This is a genomic window from Arthrobacter sulfonylureivorans, from assembly GCF_047607445.1.
Taxonomy (GTDB): Bacteria; Actinomycetota; Actinomycetes; order Actinomycetales; family Micrococcaceae; genus Crystallibacter; species Crystallibacter sulfonylureivorans_A.
The window spans coordinates 1-14,154 of record NZ_JBLKRT010000057.1 but is presented as its reverse complement, the minus strand read 5'-3'; the positions used below and the strand labels follow the sequence as shown (position 1 = coordinate 14,154).

Below are 14,154 nucleotides of genomic sequence, written 5' to 3'. Positions count from 1 at the left end.
TCTTCCCCCTCGACGAAAGGAAGAAGAAGGCGGCGCTGCGGCAGACGGCCCTGCCAGTTGCGCTACTGGCGTCTCCTATCGATCAGCGTGGAACTTGCGGCCGTTGACCCGTTCGGAGGCGCCGACGCGGTCCAGGTAGGGGGTGATGCCGCCCAGGTGCAGCGGCCAGCCGGCGCCCATGATCATGCACAGGTCGATGTCCTCGGGCGCGGCGACCACGCCTTCGTCGAGCATGACGCCGATTTCCTCGGCGAGGGCGTCCTGGGTGCGGCGGAGCAGCTGCTCGGAGGTGCTCGGGGAGTCGCCGAATTCCAGCAGCGCCAGCGTGGCTTCGGGGACGACCTGCCGGCCGTCCTCGTCGGTGGCCCAGAGGGACTTGATGCCGTGGTCAATGAGCCGCTGCTGGTTGGCGGAGACGCGGAAGCGGTCGCCGAACGCGGCGTGCAGGGACTCGGTGACATGCTGGGCCACCGGGATGCCGACCATGGCCAGCAGGGTGAACGGCGTCATCGGCAGGCCCATCGGCTTGAGCGCGGTGTCCGCTACCTCGGCGGGGGTGCCTTCGTCGAAGGCGTTCGCCACCTCGCCCATCAGCCGCAGCAGGACGCGGTTGACCACGAAGGCTGCGGCATCCTGGACCAGCACGGTGGTCTTCTTCAGGGCCTTGCCCAGCACGAAGGCGGTGGAGAGGACCGCGTCGCTGGTCTTCGGCGCCCGGACGATTTCCAGCAGCGGCATCACGGCCACCGGGTTGAAGAAGTGGAAACCGACCACGCGTTCGGGATGCAGCAGGTCCGCTGCCATCTCGGTGACGGAGAGCGAGGAGGTGTTGGTGGCCAGGATGCAGTCCTCGGAGACCACCGCCTCCACTTCGGCGAAGACCTGCTTCTTCACGGCCAGTTCCTCGAACACGGCCTCGATCACGAAGTCGGCGTCCGCGAAGGCGTCCTTGGAGGCCGATCCGGTGACCAGGGCCTTGGTGCGGTTGGCGGCATCGGCCGAGATACGGTTTTTGGCCAGCAGCTTGTCCACTTCGGCGTGGACGTAGCCCACGCCCTTGTCCACCCGGGCCTGGTCGATGTCCGTCATGACCACCGGCACCTTCAGCTGGCGGGCGAACAGCAGGGCCAGCTGGCTGGCCATCAGGCCGGCGCCGACCACGCCCACCTTGGTGACCGGCCGGGCCAGCTGCGCGTCCGGCGCCCCGGCCGGCCGTTTGGAGCGCTTCTGCACCAGCTCCAGGAACGCGTACACGGTGTCCCGGAACTGCGGGGACTGCATCAGTTCGGCGAGCGCCTCCACTTCCAGGTCGGCGGACTGCTGCTGGCTTTTGCCGCGGCCCGCTTCCATCACGTCCAGCACCTTGGCCGGTGCGGGCGCGGCGTTGGCGGTCTTGGCTTCGATGAACGCACGCCCGGCGGCAATCGCCTGGTCCCAGTCGGCTTCCGTTGCGGTTGAGTGTTCGGCGCGGCGGACGGCCACCTGCCGGCGGGCGTCGTCGTCGGCCAGGATCCGGGCGGCCCACGCCAGCGACTGTTCCAGGAAGTCCGCCGGCTCGAACAGGGCATCGGCAATGCCCAACTGGTGGGCGGCCCGGCCGTTGAGCATCTTGTTGTTGCTCAGCGGATTCTCGATCATCACCTTGACCGCGTTGGCCGGGCCGATCAGCCGCGGCAGCCGGTAGACGCCGCCCCAGCCGGGGATCAGGCCCAGGAACGCTTCCGGCAGCGAGATGCCGTTGGCGCCGGCCGAGACCGTGCGGTAGTCGGCGGCCAGCGCGATCTCCAGCCCGCCGCCCATCGCCGCCCCATTGATGAACGCGAACGTCGGCACGCCCATCGAAGCGAGCGTGGCATAGGCGTCATGGCCCAGCCGCGCCATGGCCCGGCCGTCTTCCGGATCGGTCAGCTTTCCTACCGAGCTCAAATCCGCGCCGGCCACCAGGTAGTAGGGCTTGCCGGTGACGGCGACCGCGGAAATCTCGCCCGCCGCGGCCCGGGCCTTGAGCCGTTCGAGTGCCGTGCCCAGTTCCACCAGGGTGTTTGGTCCGAGCGTGGTGGGCTTGCGGTGGTCCAGGTCGTTGTCCAAGGTCAGCAGGGCCAAGGTCCCGGCCCCCGGCAACTCCACATCCCGGACGTAGGAGTGGGTGACGGTCTCGTCCGGGAACTTGGCGGCCAAGGCGGTGAAGTCTGCGGCGGTCATGCGTGGTCCTCTCCTGCGGATACGGCAGCGCTTGCGGCAACCGTCTGGTGGCTGCGGCCCGAATAGTCCTGGTGATGCGGGTTTTCCCAGATCACGGTCCCGCCCATGCCCAGCCCGATGCACATGGTGGTCAGCCCGTAGCGGACCGACGGATCATCTTCGAACTGGCGGGCCAGCTGGGTCATCAGCCGCACCCCGGAGGCGGCCAATGGATGCCCGACGGCGATGGCCCCACCATAGCGGTTAACCCGTGGATCGTCGTCGGCAATGTTGTAGTGGTCCAAGAAGGAAAGGACCTGGACCGCGAAGGCTTCGTTGATCTCGAACAAGCCGATGTCCGCGATGTCCAGGCCGGCCATTTTCAGCGCCTTCTCCGTGGCAGGGACCGGACCAATGCCCATCACTTCGGGCTCCACCCCGGCGAAGGCGTAGGAGACCAGGCGCATCTTCACGGGCAGGCCCAGCTCTGCGGCGGCGTCGGCGGAGGCCAGCAGCGAGGCCGTGGCGCCGTCGTTCAGGCCCGCGGCATTGCCGGCGGTGACGCGGCCGTGCGGACGGAAGGGAGTGCGGAGGCTAGCCAGGTCTTCACGGGTGGTGCCCGGGCGCGGCGGTTCGTCGGCGCTGTGCAGCGACCACCCTTCGCCCGGCTTGCGGCCGGCGACCGGCACCAGATCGGGCTGGATCTTGCCGTCTTGGTAGGCAGCTGCGAGCTTCGCCTGGCTGGCGGCGGCGTAGGCGTCCGCGCGTTCCTTGGTGATGTCGGGAAAACGGTCGTGCAGGTTCTCCGCGGTGTTGCCCATGTTCAGCGCGGTGGGGTCCACCAACCGTTCGCTGGCAAACCGCGGGTTCGGATCCACGCCCTGGCCCATCGGATGGTTGCCCATGTGTTCGACGCCGCCGGCCACCACCACGTCGTACGCGCCGAACGCGATGCCGCCTGCCGTCGTCGTCACCGCAGTCATGGCACCGGCGCACATCCTGTCGATCGCGAAGCCGGGCACCGAGCGGGGCAGCCCGGCCAGCAACGCCGCGGTGCGCCCAATGGTCAGGCCTTGGTCGCCGGTCTGGGTGGTGGCGGCGATGGCCACGTCGTCGATGCGTTCGGGCGGCAGCGACGGGTTGCGGCGCAGTAGTTCGCGGACGCATTTGACCACCAGGTCGTCGGCCCGGGTGCCGGCATGAATGCCCTTCTCACCCGCCTTGCCGAACGGGGTGCGCACGCCGTCGACAAAGACGACATCACGCAGGGCACGGGGCGCGGATGCTGGGCTCACCTGGAACCTCCATGAGATGCGGGACACAGTACCAGCCACATGTTACCCGTGGGTAACATGCCCAGCAAGCGGCGGTGGCCGCAGCGCCGTGAGGTGCCGCGTATAGGCTGGCCCTAGTGGCAACCCGGCGAGGAGCAATGGATCTAAAGCAACCGCCCCCGCAGGCGCGGGCGCATCCCGGCGCGGTTTCCGGTGCGCTCCTGGTGCTGGCGGCCTCAGTGCTCTGGGGAACCACCGGTACGGCCGCCACCTTTGCGCCCGACGCCGGGCCGCTCGCCATCGGCGCAGTGGCGATGGGCGTGGGCGGGCTGCTCCAAGCGCTGACCGCGCTGCGCCCCATGGGCCGTGCCCGTCTGCAACTCCAGGGGCAATGGAAACTGGTGCTGCTGGGAGCGATGGCTGTGGCGGTGTACCCGCTCGCCTTCTACAGTTCGATGCATCTGGCCGGCGTGGCCGTGGGCACGGTGGTGAGCATCGGCTCGGCACCGCTGGCTTCTGCCTTGATTGAGCGTGCCTTGGACCGGCATCGGTTGAGTGTGCGTTGGGGCGCTGCCGCGCTGCTGGGACTTTCCGGCACCGCGCTGCTCTGCTTCGCTGCTGCGCAAAGCGTCGGCCATTCCGCGGCCGGTGCCGGGGACCCGGGAGGGGGCGGCACGCTGGCCGGGATCGGCTTGGGCCTGGTGGCCGGACTCACGTATGCCCTCTATTCCTGGGCCGCCCACCGCATCATCGGCGGCGGCGTGCCGGCCCGGGCCGCCATGGGGGCGATGTTCGGGGTCGGTGGGCTGCTGCTGATGCCGGTGCTGCTGGCCACCGGCGCTCCGCTGCTGGCGTCCTGGAGCAACGCCGCCGTGGGGGCCTACATGGCCTTGGTGCCGATGTTTGCAGGCTACGTGCTGTTCGGCCTTGGCCTCGCACGGGTGCGCGCAAGCACAGCCACCACGCTGTCCCTCGCGGAGCCGGTGGTGGCCGCCGTGCTGGCAGTGCTGGTGGTGGGCGAACGCCTGCCGCTGCAGGGCTGGAGCGGCATCCTGCTGGTCATCGCCAGCTTGGCGGTCCTGACCATGCCCGGACGCCGGCGGCGGGTGACAGCGGGAGGTCGAGCGCCGGTGGCAGCGCCAGCCGGCGGCGAGCCTGGCAGCGCGGCCAAGCGCTCGGGGAGGATCGGGTAGCTGCCGGGCCGCGCCTGACCCGGAAACGTGCTGCCGGCCGCTTAGGTCACGCGGGGGAGCGCCGTTCACGCCGGCGGCGTCGGATGGACCCGACGGCGGTACCGGCGGACGTTGCGGCCGCGGCGGTACTGGCGGCGGGACCAGCGGAACCTGCAGCGCCGGCGACGCCGGCAGCGGCCCGCCTCCGCACGGAGCTCCGGGCACCGTCGTCGTTGCCGGATCCGTCCGGCTTATCCTGGCGCTCCTTGGCGACCAGGGGCTCCGGATGGGCGTAGGCATCGGCCAGCAGGCCGGCGGTGAGCTGACGCTGCCAGCGCCGTGCACCGAGCTCTTCCAGTGCGGCGTCCACGGTCTGTTCCGTGATCGGCTCCGGCGGACGCCACGCGGTGCGGCGCAGGTAATCCGGGGTGAGCAGGTTCTCCACCGGCATATCCAGCTGCTCGGCCAGGCTGGCCAGGCGGGGCCGGACGGTTTGCAGCCGGGCCGCGGCGGCCGGGTCCTTGTCCGCCCAGGAACGCGGCGGCGGGGGAGCGTTGGTGGGCAGGTGCAGCGGAGGCAGATCCGTCTGGCTCCGGGCCGCGGCAATGCACCGCAGCCAGCGCGGGGCTTCGCGCTGGGCGGCCCGGCCGTGGAAACCGTGGGTCTCCAGCAACTGCGGGACGGTAACGGGCATGGCCTTGGCGGCGGCGACGACGGCGGAGTCCGGAATCAGCCTGCCCGGCGCGACGTCGCGCTTGGCGGCCAAGGCTTCGCGTTCGTTCCAGAGCTCGCGTACGGCGGCCAGCTGCCGGCGGTCGCGGATCTGGTGCAAGCCGGAAGTGCGGCGCCACGGGTCGACGCGCGGCGGCGACGGCGGGGCGGTGCGGACGGCCTCGAACTCTTCCAGCGCGTACTCGAGCTTTCCGGCCTCCGTCAGCTTGGCGATCAGCGCCTCGCGGAGCTCGATCAGGACCTCAACGTCGAGGGCTGCATAGCGCAGCCACGGCTCCGGCAGGGGCCGCGTGGACCAGTCGGCGGCGGAATGCTCCTTGGCCAGCGTGAAGCCGAGCAGTGATTCGATGACCGCTGCCAGGCCCACCCGGGGCATCCCGGCGAGCCGGGCGGCGAGTTCGGTGTCGAAGAGCTTGTCCGGCCACATGCCCAGTTCGGACAGGCAGGGCAGGTCCTGGGTCGCGGCGTGCAGGATCCATTCGGCGCCGCGCAGCGAGTCATTGAGCAGTTGCAGGTCGCCGAACGGCTCGGGGTCGATCAGCCAGGTGCCGGCGCCTTCGCGCCGCAGCTGGACCAGGAAAGCGCGTTGGCCATAGCGGAAGCCGGAGGCCCGCTCGGCGTCGATGGCCACCGGCCCGGTCCCTGCTGCCAGGGCGTCGGCGGCACGTTGCAGTCCTGATTCAGTGGCGATGACCAAGGGGACGCCTTCGCGCGGCGCGTCGAGGTGGATCAGCTCGGGAGCCTGCTCCTGGGGTTCTGCGGCGTCGTTGGAAGTGCTCTGGTCTGGGCCGGTGTGCCCGGACGCGTCCGAAGTCAAGGAGCTCATGATCCGTTCAGTTTAGGCCAGCAGTATGCGCAGGGCCGAATATATGATGCCGAAAACACTCGTGTTGCCCGCCGGACGGCGGTTTCGCCGGGCCGCAGGTGGTTGGTACGGGCCGCTAGTTCCGGCGGCGGTTCGGCAGGGCTGCCACCCCGTCCGGGAGCGGCGGCAGGCCGGCGTAGGTGCAGACCATGTCGCTCCAGGCCTCCAAATGGGAGCGGATGTCGGCGGAGGCTGGCGTCCAGGAAGCGCGCAGCTCGATGTCGATGGAGTCTTGCCGGCCGCTCAGCGTGCCGTAGCTCTCGGACAGGATGCGGGTGGCCGTCCCGCCGGCGTTGCGATACGGCGCGCCGTGGTTTTCCAAGGCTTCCACCAGCCAGTCCCAGGCGACCGAGCCGAGCATGGTGTCGTTGCCCATGTCCGCATCCAGTTCGGCGCGGATGTAGGTGACAATCCGGAAGGTGCCGTCCCAGACCGGGGAGCCTTCCGGGTCGTACAGCAGGATGAACCGCCCGGTGGCCAGTTCCTGGGCCTCGGTGCCCTGCAGCGGAGTGACCGCGGGACCGTGCAGCGGCCGGGGGCCGGGCAGGGCAGTCACTTCGGCGCCGAGGGCGACGGCGAACGGGGCCAGCCGCGAGGGAGCCGGGATTTCCTCCAGTTTCAGTTCGTTCCGGCATTGCGCTTGGCGCAAAGCCGACAGCGCCCGCATGAACTCAGGCGGCACTGCTGAGAGATCAATCGCACTCACAGTGCCAGATTAGGCCTGTCGCCGCCGGACGTCAGGCAGGCGCGCCGGAAAAGCCGGGGGAACCGGGCACTGCCGGAAAACTGGCTAGGAAAGCTCGCTCCGGATGGCCGCGGCGAAGGCGTCGATGTCCTCTTCGGTGGTGTCGAAAGAGCACATCCAGCGGACCTCGCCGCGGGATTCGTCCCAGTCATAGAAACGGAACTTCTGCCGCAACCGGTCGGCCACGCCCGGCGGCAGCGCGGCAAACACCGCGTTGGACTGGGTGGGCTGGGTCAAGGACAGCCCGGTGGTGCCCTCGACCGCTGCCCGCAGCCGGGCGGCCATGGCATTGGCATGGGACGCCGACCGCAGCCACAGGTCGCCGTCGAACAGGGCGATGAACTGGGCCGAGATGAACCGCATCTTCGAGGCCAGCTGCATGTTCATCTTGCGCAGGTAGGGCAGGCCGTGGGCTGCATCGGGATTCAGGACCACCACGCATTCGCCGTAGAGCATGCCGTTCTTGGTGCCGCCGAGCGAGAGGATGTCCACACCTGCGTCGGTGGTAAAGCTGCGCAGGTCGGTGCCCAGTGCAGCGGCGGCGTTGGAGAGCCGTGCCCCGTCCATGTGCAGCTTCATGCCGCGCTCGTGCACGTGGTCGGCAATCGCGCGGATTTCCTCGATGCTGTACAGCGTGCCGAGTTCGGTGCTCTGCGTGATGGACACGGCCAGCGGCTGTGCGCGGTGTTCGTCACCCCAGCCCCAGGCCTCCCGGTCGATCAGCTCCGTGGTGAGCTTGCCGTCGTCGGTCGGCACGGACAGCAGCTTGATCCCGCCGACCCGTTCGGGCGCGCCGTTTTCGTCCACGTTAATGTGGGCGGTAGCAGCGCAAATGACGGCACCCCACCGCGGCAGCAGTGACTGCAGCGACAACACGTTGGCGCCGGTGCCGTTGAAGACCGGAAACGCCTGGGCGGCTTCGCCGAAGTGCCCGGCGATCACCTGCTGCAGCCGTGCGGTGTACGCGTCCTCGCCGTAGGCGACTTGGTGCCCGGTGTTTGCGTGGGCCAGCGCCGTCAGGATCTCCGGGTGGACGCCGGAGTAATTGTCGGAGGCAAAGCCGCGCAGATCGGTGTCGTGCAGGGAGCCGGAAAGCAGGGGGGAATCGGTCACGTGTTTCAGTATTCCTTAATTGGTGGTTGCGGTCACAACGGTGCGCACCTCAGGCCAGCCGGATGTGCGCACCGTTGAGCAGGGCCGCGTCCAAGGCGAACAGTGCGGCCGCCGCGCGGCCCAGATCCGCCACATCGGTGAAGCCGGGGAACTCCTTGGCCGGATCGGCAAGGCGCATCGCATCATCCACCAGCGCTTTGACCGCCAGCACGACGGCGGCGGAGCGCGGGGGGACGGGATCCTCCTTGCGTCCGGATTGGCTGCGGCGGAAGCCATCGGCCACCGAGAGCATCCAGCTCTCCGCGGCCGCCTTGGCGGCTGCGTAGTTGGCACCGGAGGCGGTAGGGGACTCCGTTGCGGTGGCCGAGACAATGGCGGCCCGGCCCGATCCGGACGCCTCGAGCTGTGGGTAGAAGGCACGGGTGGTGTTCCGCAGCGTGGTGATCAGCTGTGCGTGCAGGAAGTCCCAGTCTTCGTCCGACTGCCCGGTCAGGCCCTTGCCGCCGCGCCAGCCGCCGACCAAGTGGACCAGGCCGTCGGCGCCGCCGTGCTGGGCGGCGATCGAACCGGCCAGCTCCTCAACCGCCGCGCGGTCGGCGAGGTTGCACTCAAAGGAGGCAACGGCGTCGTTCTCTCCGTAGGCGGCGGTGAGCCGGTCCCTGTTGCTGCCCACTGCGAAGACGGTGGCACCCGCTCCGGTCAGGGCAGCGGTGACGGCCTGGCCGGAAGCGCCGGAGGCTCCGGCCACCACCACTTTCAAGCCCGTCAGCCCGCCGGGACCGGGTGCGGCGCCCAGCAGCTGGTCGGAGCTGACGGATGCCGCACCGGTGCCGGCCTGCGGGCCGCCGGCCAAGTCAGGCCGCCTCTCCGGTAATTCCGGACGTGGACTCGATCACCGGCTTCATCTTGCGCGACAACGCTTCGTAGAACATGGACAGCGGGAACTCGTCGTCCATCACCTGGTCGGTCACCTCGCGCGGGAGGCCGGTAAGCGGGAGCGCGTCGGGGCCCTTGGCCCACACCGAGGCCGGATGCGGGGTCAGCGTCTTGGTCAGCATCTCGTAGGCGGCCAGCCAGTGCGCCACCTTGGGCCGGTCGATGGAACGCCAATAGAGTTCCTCGATTTCGTGGCCCAGGGCCACCACGGCGTCTGCCACGTTCTCCCAGTCGATGGAGAGCTTGCCGTCCGTCCAGTGCAGCACCCGGTGCTGGTGGAGCCAGGCGAACAGCAGCTGGCCGCCCAGGCCGTCGTAGTTGCGCACCCGGTTGCCGGTGATGGCGAAGCGGAAGATCCGGTCGAAGATCACCGCGTACTGCACCAGCTGGGCGTGCTTGCGGACCTCGTCGGAGGCGGTGGCGTCCTGGGCCAGGCGCACGGACTCGCGGAAGGCGGTCAGGTCGCAGCGCAGCTCCTCCAGCGAGTAGAGGAAGTACGGCATCCGCTGCTTGATCATGAACGGGTCGAACGGCAGATCGCCGCGCATGTGCGTCCGGTCGTGGATCAGGTCCCACATCACGAAGGTCTCCTGCGTCAGCCGCTGGTCGTCCAGCAGGGCGGCCGCGTCCTCCGGCAGTTGGAGCGAGGTGATCTCGGCGGCGGCGCGGACCACGGTGCGGAAACGCGCTGCCTCGCGGTCGGCGAAGATGGCGCCCCAGGTGAAGGCCGGGGTTTCGCGCACGGCCACGGTCTCCGGGAAGAGCACCGCGGAGTTGGTGTCATAGCCGGCCGTAAAGTCGAGGAACCGGATGGGCACGAACAGTTTGTTGGAGTACGCGCCGGCCTCCAGTTCGCCGATGAAATCCGGCCAGATGACTTCGATCAGCACGGCCTCGACCAGCCGGTCGCTGCTGCCGTTTTGCGTGTACATCGGGAAGACCACTAGGTGCTGCAGCCCGTTGACCCGGTGCTGCTGCGGTTGGAAGGCCAGCAGCGAGTCGAGGAAGTCCGGGACCCCGAAGCCGCCGTCGCGCCAGCGGCGGAAGTCCGTGGCCAGCTTGTCCAGGTACTCGGCGTCGTGTTCGAACAGCGGCGCCAGTTGCTCGACGGCGTCGATGATGGCGTCGGTGTGCCGGGCGGCCGCCGCCTTGTTGCCGTCGTCCGGAACGGAGCCGTCGCGGACCTGGAGCCCGCGCAGTTCGGTGGCGGCCTGCTTGAGCCGCAGCCAGGCGGGGTGCTGTGCCGGGTTGCCCTGCATGGCGTTGCGGGATGTGGCGCGAGTGGGGGTGATGGTCATCGTTGCCTCGCCTTTCCGTCGGCCGGGCACGTCCCGGCGAGCTGTTGAAGTATGTAGTGAGCGTAGCAACGCAACAGCCATACTTATTTCAAAACAGGCGACAGATAAGCAACTGTAATGCTCGGCTTCGGAAGCGGACCACATGAAAAAGCCCGGCTCGCGCTGGCCGGGCTTGATCACAGTCGGGAAACGAAAAAGGCGTGTCCCGGCCTCATTGGTTCAGGGGTCAGTCCGCACTCTTCAACTTCAGGGATACCGAGTTGATGCAGTAGCGCTGGTCGGTAGGCGTCGCGTAGCCTTCGCCCTCGAACACATGGCCCAGATGTGAATTGCAGTTGGCGCAGCGGACCTCAATCCGCTCCATGCCAAGCGTGCCGTCCCGCAGGTAGCGGACGGTCCCCTCGGCCAGCGGCGCCCAGAAGGACGGCCAGCCGCAGTGGGAATCAAACTTCTCCTTGCTGGTGAACAGCTCCGCTCCGCAGGCGCGGCAACTGTAGGTGCCTTCGGTGTGGCTGTCCCAGTACTCTCCGGTGTAAGGACGTTCGGTGCCGGCCTCGCGGAGAACGTGGTATTCCTCTGGGCTCAGCGCGCGACGCCACTCGTCGTCGCTCTTGGTCACCGGGAATTGTCCGGTTTCAGTGTTGCTCATATTCTCTCCAACGCTCACGAGTCGCCAATGTATCCCGAGCCCGAGTACAGGTGCAGCACGGGAATGCCCAGCTTCTCCTGCGCCCGGTTGGCCCAGTCGGTGTGGAAGGTATCGGAAATGGCGTGCGGCCGCGTGATGACCACCGCGCGGTCCGCCGCATGGGCGCCAACGTAGGCCACCAAGGCGGACACGCCGTCGTCCTCCACAATGTCCACCGTGGCCTTGAAGCCGCCTTCTTCCAGCAGTTTCAGCGAGAGCCGCTTGGCCTCGGCTGCCTCGTGCCGGGCCTCGTCCGGATCCGGCTGGCCCTGGGCCAGTTCGCGGAACGCGGTGCCGACCTCCAGCATGCTGAGCCGTTCCAGGAAATCCAGTAGCAGGTTCCGCTTGGTGTCCTCCGGAATCAGCACCCGGAAGGTGGTCTGCTCGGCGACGGTCTGCTCACCCGCCAGCCAGCCCAGGTTCTGCAGGTCGGACTCGTTCAGCGGTTCCTCGGTCAGCACCACGATGGTTTCCGTCATGGGCCCAGCCTAATCAGCAGCCCAACCGCCCACAACAAAACCGGCACGCCCACGGCCGCGCTGGTTAGCGGTCCACGGCGGCACCGGCAAGAATGGACCCATGGCTCTGTTCGAACGTTCTTCCCGGTCCGGGACCGTTACCGCCGGCAATGGCAATGGTGCCGGCACCCTGCCCAGGGCTCGCTGGCTGTTGCTCGGGGCCGTGGCCGGAGCCACCGCGGGATCCGTCCTGGCCGGCGCGACGTCCGGACTGGCCTCCTACTTTGCCCGCCAGGTGCTGACTCCGGTCCGCGAGCATGTCCAGGATCTGGAGATCCTGGCCGTCGTCGGAACCTGGCCGGAGCAGGAAATCATCCTGCCGGCCACCGTGGACACCACCGCGCCGGGCGTCTACAGCGTCTATTTCGACGGCGGCCGCGGCGTGGCGCGGGTGGGCGAGGTGACGTCGTACTCGCCGCGGGAAGGTACCGTCCAGCGCACGGTCGAGCAGGTGTACACCGGCGACCTCGCCGCAGCCAGGCGCGGTTGGTGGGGCGGTGCCGCCTACCCGGATCCGGCCGCCGTCGGGCTGGCCAATGAAGAGGTGCAGATCGAGGTGGAGGGCGGCATCGCGCCCGCTTGGCTGGTGCGCGCCGAATCGGAGGCCACCACCTGGGCGATTATGGTGCACGGCCGTGGCGCGTCCCGGGCGGAAGGCGTGCGCGCGGTGCGGGCAGTCCGTGAACTGGGTCTGACCTCGCTGCTGATTTCCTACCGGAACGACGGCGAAGCTCCGTCCGCACCGGACCGCCGCTATGGGCTGGGCATGACCGAATGGCGCGACGTCGAGGCGGCGATCCGGTATGCGCTGGCGAACGGCGCCCAGGATGTTGTCCTGGTCGGCTGGTCGATGGGCGGGGCGATCAGCCTGCAGGCGGCAGACCAGTCGCTCTACCGGAGCCGGATCCGGGCGCTGGTCCTGGACGCCCCGGTGATTGACTGGACCGATGTGCTGGCACACCAGGCAAAACTGAATCGAATTCCGGATGCCGTCGGGCAGTTCTCGCAGTGGCTGATTTCGAACAAGGCGGGTCGGCTGCTGACCGGACTGGCCGCCCCGCTGGACCTGAAGATGATGAACTGGGTGGCCCGGGCCGACGAACTGCAGGTACCGACGCTAATCGTCCACAGCGAGAACGACGACTTCGTGCCCTACGGGCCGTCCGCGGCCCTGGCCGAGAAGAACCCGCTGGTCACCTTCGAGCGATTCAGTGGAGCAGGGCATACCCGGGAATGGAACGTGGACCCCGAACGCTGGGAGCGCGTGGTCACGTCCTTCCTGGGCCGTGTGCTGACTCCGGCGGGTGAGCGCTAGCCAGACTTGATCGGGGCGACCGCAGCCTGCGTGAGGGCGACCAGATCGTCCGGTGCGATTTCGATGTCCAGGCCGCGGCGCCCGCCGGAGACCAGGATGGTGGCGAAACCCGGCGCGGTGGAATCCAACACCGTGGGGCTGGCCTGCTTCTGCCCGAGCGGCGAGATGCCACCCAACACATAGCCGGTGCGCCGCTGGGCCACCTGGGGGTCGGCCATGGCAGCTTTCTTGCCGCCCAAAGCCGCGGCAAATTTCTTCAGGTCCAGGCTGGAACTGACCGGCACGATGGCCACCGCCAGCGATCCGTCCAGCGTGGCCATCAGGGTCTTGAACACGCGGGCCGGATCCATGCCCAGCGCCTCCGCAGCCTCCAAGCCGAAACTTGGCGCCGAGGGATCGTGGGCATAACTATGCAGCAGATGCGGAACCCCCGCCCGCTGCAGCAGCGTGGTGGCGGGGGTTCCGGCGGAGGGTTTGTGCTTGGCCATGCTCAGGCCGAGGCTGCGCGGAGCTGCCGGGCCTCGGAGGTCAGGCGCTTGATCCGGAAGAGCATGGCGGACATGCCGCGGATTCGCAGCGGCGTGATCGCACGCGTCAGGCCCAGATGCTCGGCGATGTCGTCCGGGACAGCCAGGATCTGCTGTGCCGGAAGCCCGTTCAGCCCCTCATGCAGCACGGAGGCGAAGCCGCGGGTAGTCGGAGCTTCCGGCGGTGCAGAGAAATAGATCTGCACGTCCTGGTCCGGGTCGTCACCCAGCTCAAGGGTCAGGAAGAGCGGCGACTGACACTCCACCACTTGCTCCAGCAGTTCCGGATGCCCGGCGAAGCGCTCCGGCAGCTCCGGCAGTTCGCGGGAGAATTCCAGCAGCAGCTGCAACCGCTCGGCCTCGGTGACCGCCTGGAAGTCATCAATAATCTCGGCCAGCGGGGCGGGAATGGTCTGGGGCGACACAGTCATACTTTGCGCTCTCTTGGAGGTAACGGGTTCGTCAGCGTTAACGTTTAGCGCCGGGCGGCTATTCCTCAGCGGGCCACGGCGGGGACGTCGCCGGGCTGGTCGCCCTTGACGATCGGCACCCGCACCGCGTTGCCCCACTCGGTCCACGAGCCGTCATAGTTCCGCACCGTGTCGAAGCCCAGCAGGTGCTTGAGCACGAACCAGGTGTGGCTGGAGCGTTCACCAATCCGGCAGTAGGCCACCACGTCATCACCCGGCTGCAGGCCGGCCTCGTCCAGGTAGATCGCTTCGAGCTCATCGCGCGTGCGGAAGGTGCCATCCTCGGCCGCGGCCCGCGCCCACGGAACGGACGCCGCCGT

Annotated in this window: 14 protein-coding genes; 2 read left to right on the top strand and 12 right to left on the bottom strand. The window is 68.6% G+C overall.

Annotated elements, in window-relative coordinates; genetic code table 11:
• Positions 1-75: 75 nt before the first annotated feature.
• Positions 76-2,202 (bottom strand): 3-hydroxyacyl-CoA dehydrogenase NAD-binding domain-containing protein, encoded by a 2,127-nt coding sequence (locus tag ACMX2H_RS18135; protein ID WP_414962567.1) that lies wholly within the window; start codon positions 2,200-2,202, stop codon positions 76-78.
• On the bottom strand, positions 2,199-3,476 hold the full coding sequence (locus tag ACMX2H_RS18130; protein WP_414962565.1) for a thiolase family protein: 1,278 nt from the start codon (positions 3,474-3,476) through the stop codon (positions 2,199-2,201). The genes ACMX2H_RS18135 and ACMX2H_RS18130 overlap by 4 nt, the downstream gene beginning before the upstream one ends.
• A 137-nt stretch (positions 3,477-3,613) precedes the next feature.
• On the opposite strand from ACMX2H_RS18130, the gene ACMX2H_RS18125 reads away from it, so the two are divergent.
• Positions 3,614-4,648 (top strand): DMT family transporter, encoded by a 1,035-nt coding sequence (locus ACMX2H_RS18125; protein ID WP_414962563.1) that lies wholly within the window; start codon positions 3,614-3,616, stop codon positions 4,646-4,648.
• A 46-nt stretch (positions 4,649-4,694) separates the two neighbouring features.
• Here the strand turns inward: ACMX2H_RS18125 and ACMX2H_RS18120 are convergent, their stop codons facing one another.
• The 7 genes from ACMX2H_RS18120 to ACMX2H_RS18090 form a co-directional block, all read right to left on the bottom strand.
• Positions 4,695-6,185, bottom strand: coding sequence for an HRDC domain-containing protein (locus tag ACMX2H_RS18120; protein WP_414962561.1), 1,491 nt, complete (start codon positions 6,183-6,185; stop codon positions 4,695-4,697).
• 115 nt (positions 6,186-6,300) lie between these two features.
• Positions 6,301-6,891, bottom strand: coding sequence for a DUF3000 domain-containing protein (locus tag ACMX2H_RS18115; RefSeq protein ID WP_414962568.1), 591 nt, complete (start codon positions 6,889-6,891; stop codon positions 6,301-6,303).
• A 123-nt stretch (positions 6,892-7,014) separates the two neighbouring features.
• A complete protein-coding gene (locus tag ACMX2H_RS18110; RefSeq protein ID WP_136785150.1) occupies positions 7,015-8,082 on the bottom strand; it encodes a threonine aldolase family protein in 1,068 nt (355 codons plus the stop codon).
• A 49-nt stretch (positions 8,083-8,131) separates the two neighbouring features.
• A complete protein-coding gene (locus ACMX2H_RS18105) occupies positions 8,132-8,935 on the bottom strand; it encodes an SDR family NAD(P)-dependent oxidoreductase (protein WP_414962559.1) in 804 nt (267 codons plus the stop codon).
• 1 nt (position 8,936) lies between these two features.
• On the bottom strand, positions 8,937-10,316 hold the full coding sequence (locus tag ACMX2H_RS18100; RefSeq protein WP_414962557.1) for a DUF6421 family protein: 1,380 nt from the start codon (positions 10,314-10,316) through the stop codon (positions 8,937-8,939).
• A 226-nt stretch (positions 10,317-10,542) separates the two neighbouring features.
• Positions 10,543-10,965, bottom strand: a complete 423-nt coding sequence (msrB, locus tag ACMX2H_RS18095) for a peptide-methionine (R)-S-oxide reductase MsrB (RefSeq protein WP_414962556.1) — start codon at positions 10,963-10,965, stop codon at positions 10,543-10,545.
• A 14-nt stretch (positions 10,966-10,979) separates the two neighbouring features.
• Positions 10,980-11,483 carry a hypothetical protein gene (locus tag ACMX2H_RS18090; protein ID WP_414962554.1) on the bottom strand — a complete coding sequence of 168 codons (504 nt, stop codon included), beginning with the start codon at positions 11,481-11,483 and terminating at the stop codon, positions 10,980-10,982.
• Positions 11,484-11,583: 100 nt separating this feature from the next.
• Here ACMX2H_RS18090 and ACMX2H_RS18085 point away from each other — a divergent pair, with 100 nt between their 5' ends.
• The gene (locus tag ACMX2H_RS18085; protein WP_414962552.1) at positions 11,584-12,837 is read left to right on the top strand and encodes an alpha/beta hydrolase family protein; all 1,254 of its coding nucleotides are present in this window, start codon (positions 11,584-11,586) and stop codon (positions 12,835-12,837) included.
• Here ACMX2H_RS18085 and ybaK read toward each other — a convergent pair.
• The 3 genes from ybaK to ACMX2H_RS18070 all read right to left on the bottom strand — a co-directional run.
• Positions 12,834-13,325: a Cys-tRNA(Pro) deacylase gene (ybaK, locus tag ACMX2H_RS18080; RefSeq protein ID WP_414962550.1), complete on the bottom strand. Its 492-nt coding sequence runs from the start codon at positions 13,323-13,325 to the stop codon at positions 12,834-12,836. The two genes, ACMX2H_RS18085 and ybaK, sit on opposite strands and share 4 nt — an antisense overlap.
• 2 nt (positions 13,326-13,327) lie before the next feature.
• A complete protein-coding gene (locus ACMX2H_RS18075; protein ID WP_414962548.1) occupies positions 13,328-13,789 on the bottom strand; it encodes a SufE family protein in 462 nt (153 codons plus the stop codon).
• A 71-nt stretch (positions 13,790-13,860) separates the two neighbouring features.
• A partial coding sequence (locus ACMX2H_RS18070) for a sulfurtransferase (RefSeq protein ID WP_414962546.1) occupies positions 13,861-14,154 on the bottom strand: 294 nt, incomplete at its 5' end.

Coding starts and splice junctions, on each gene's coding strand:
- ACMX2H_RS18135 (WP_414962567.1), bottom strand. CDS start 2,202: ATGACCGCCGCAGACTTCACCGCCTTGGCCGCCAAGTTCCCGGACGAG.
- ACMX2H_RS18125 (WP_414962563.1), top strand. CDS start 3,614: ATGGATCTAAAGCAACCGCCCCCGCAGGCGCGGGCGCATCCCGGCGCG.
- ACMX2H_RS18120 (WP_414962561.1), bottom strand. CDS start 6,185: ATGAGCTCCTTGACTTCGGACGCGTCCGGGCACACCGGCCCAGACCAG.
- ACMX2H_RS18115 (WP_414962568.1), bottom strand. CDS start 6,891: ATGCGGGCGCTGTCGGCTTTGCGCCAAGCGCAATGCCGGAACGAACTG.
- ACMX2H_RS18100 (WP_414962557.1), bottom strand. CDS start 10,316: ATGACCATCACCCCCACTCGCGCCACATCCCGCAACGCCATGCAGGGC.
- msrB (WP_414962556.1), bottom strand. CDS start 10,965: ATGAGCAACACTGAAACCGGACAATTCCCGGTGACCAAGAGCGACGAC.
- ACMX2H_RS18090 (WP_414962554.1), bottom strand. CDS start 11,483: ATGACGGAAACCATCGTGGTGCTGACCGAGGAACCGCTGAACGAGTCC.
- ACMX2H_RS18085 (WP_414962552.1), top strand. CDS start 11,584: ATGGCTCTGTTCGAACGTTCTTCCCGGTCCGGGACCGTTACCGCCGGC.
- ybaK (WP_414962550.1), bottom strand. CDS start 13,325: ATGGCCAAGCACAAACCCTCCGCCGGAACCCCCGCCACCACGCTGCTG.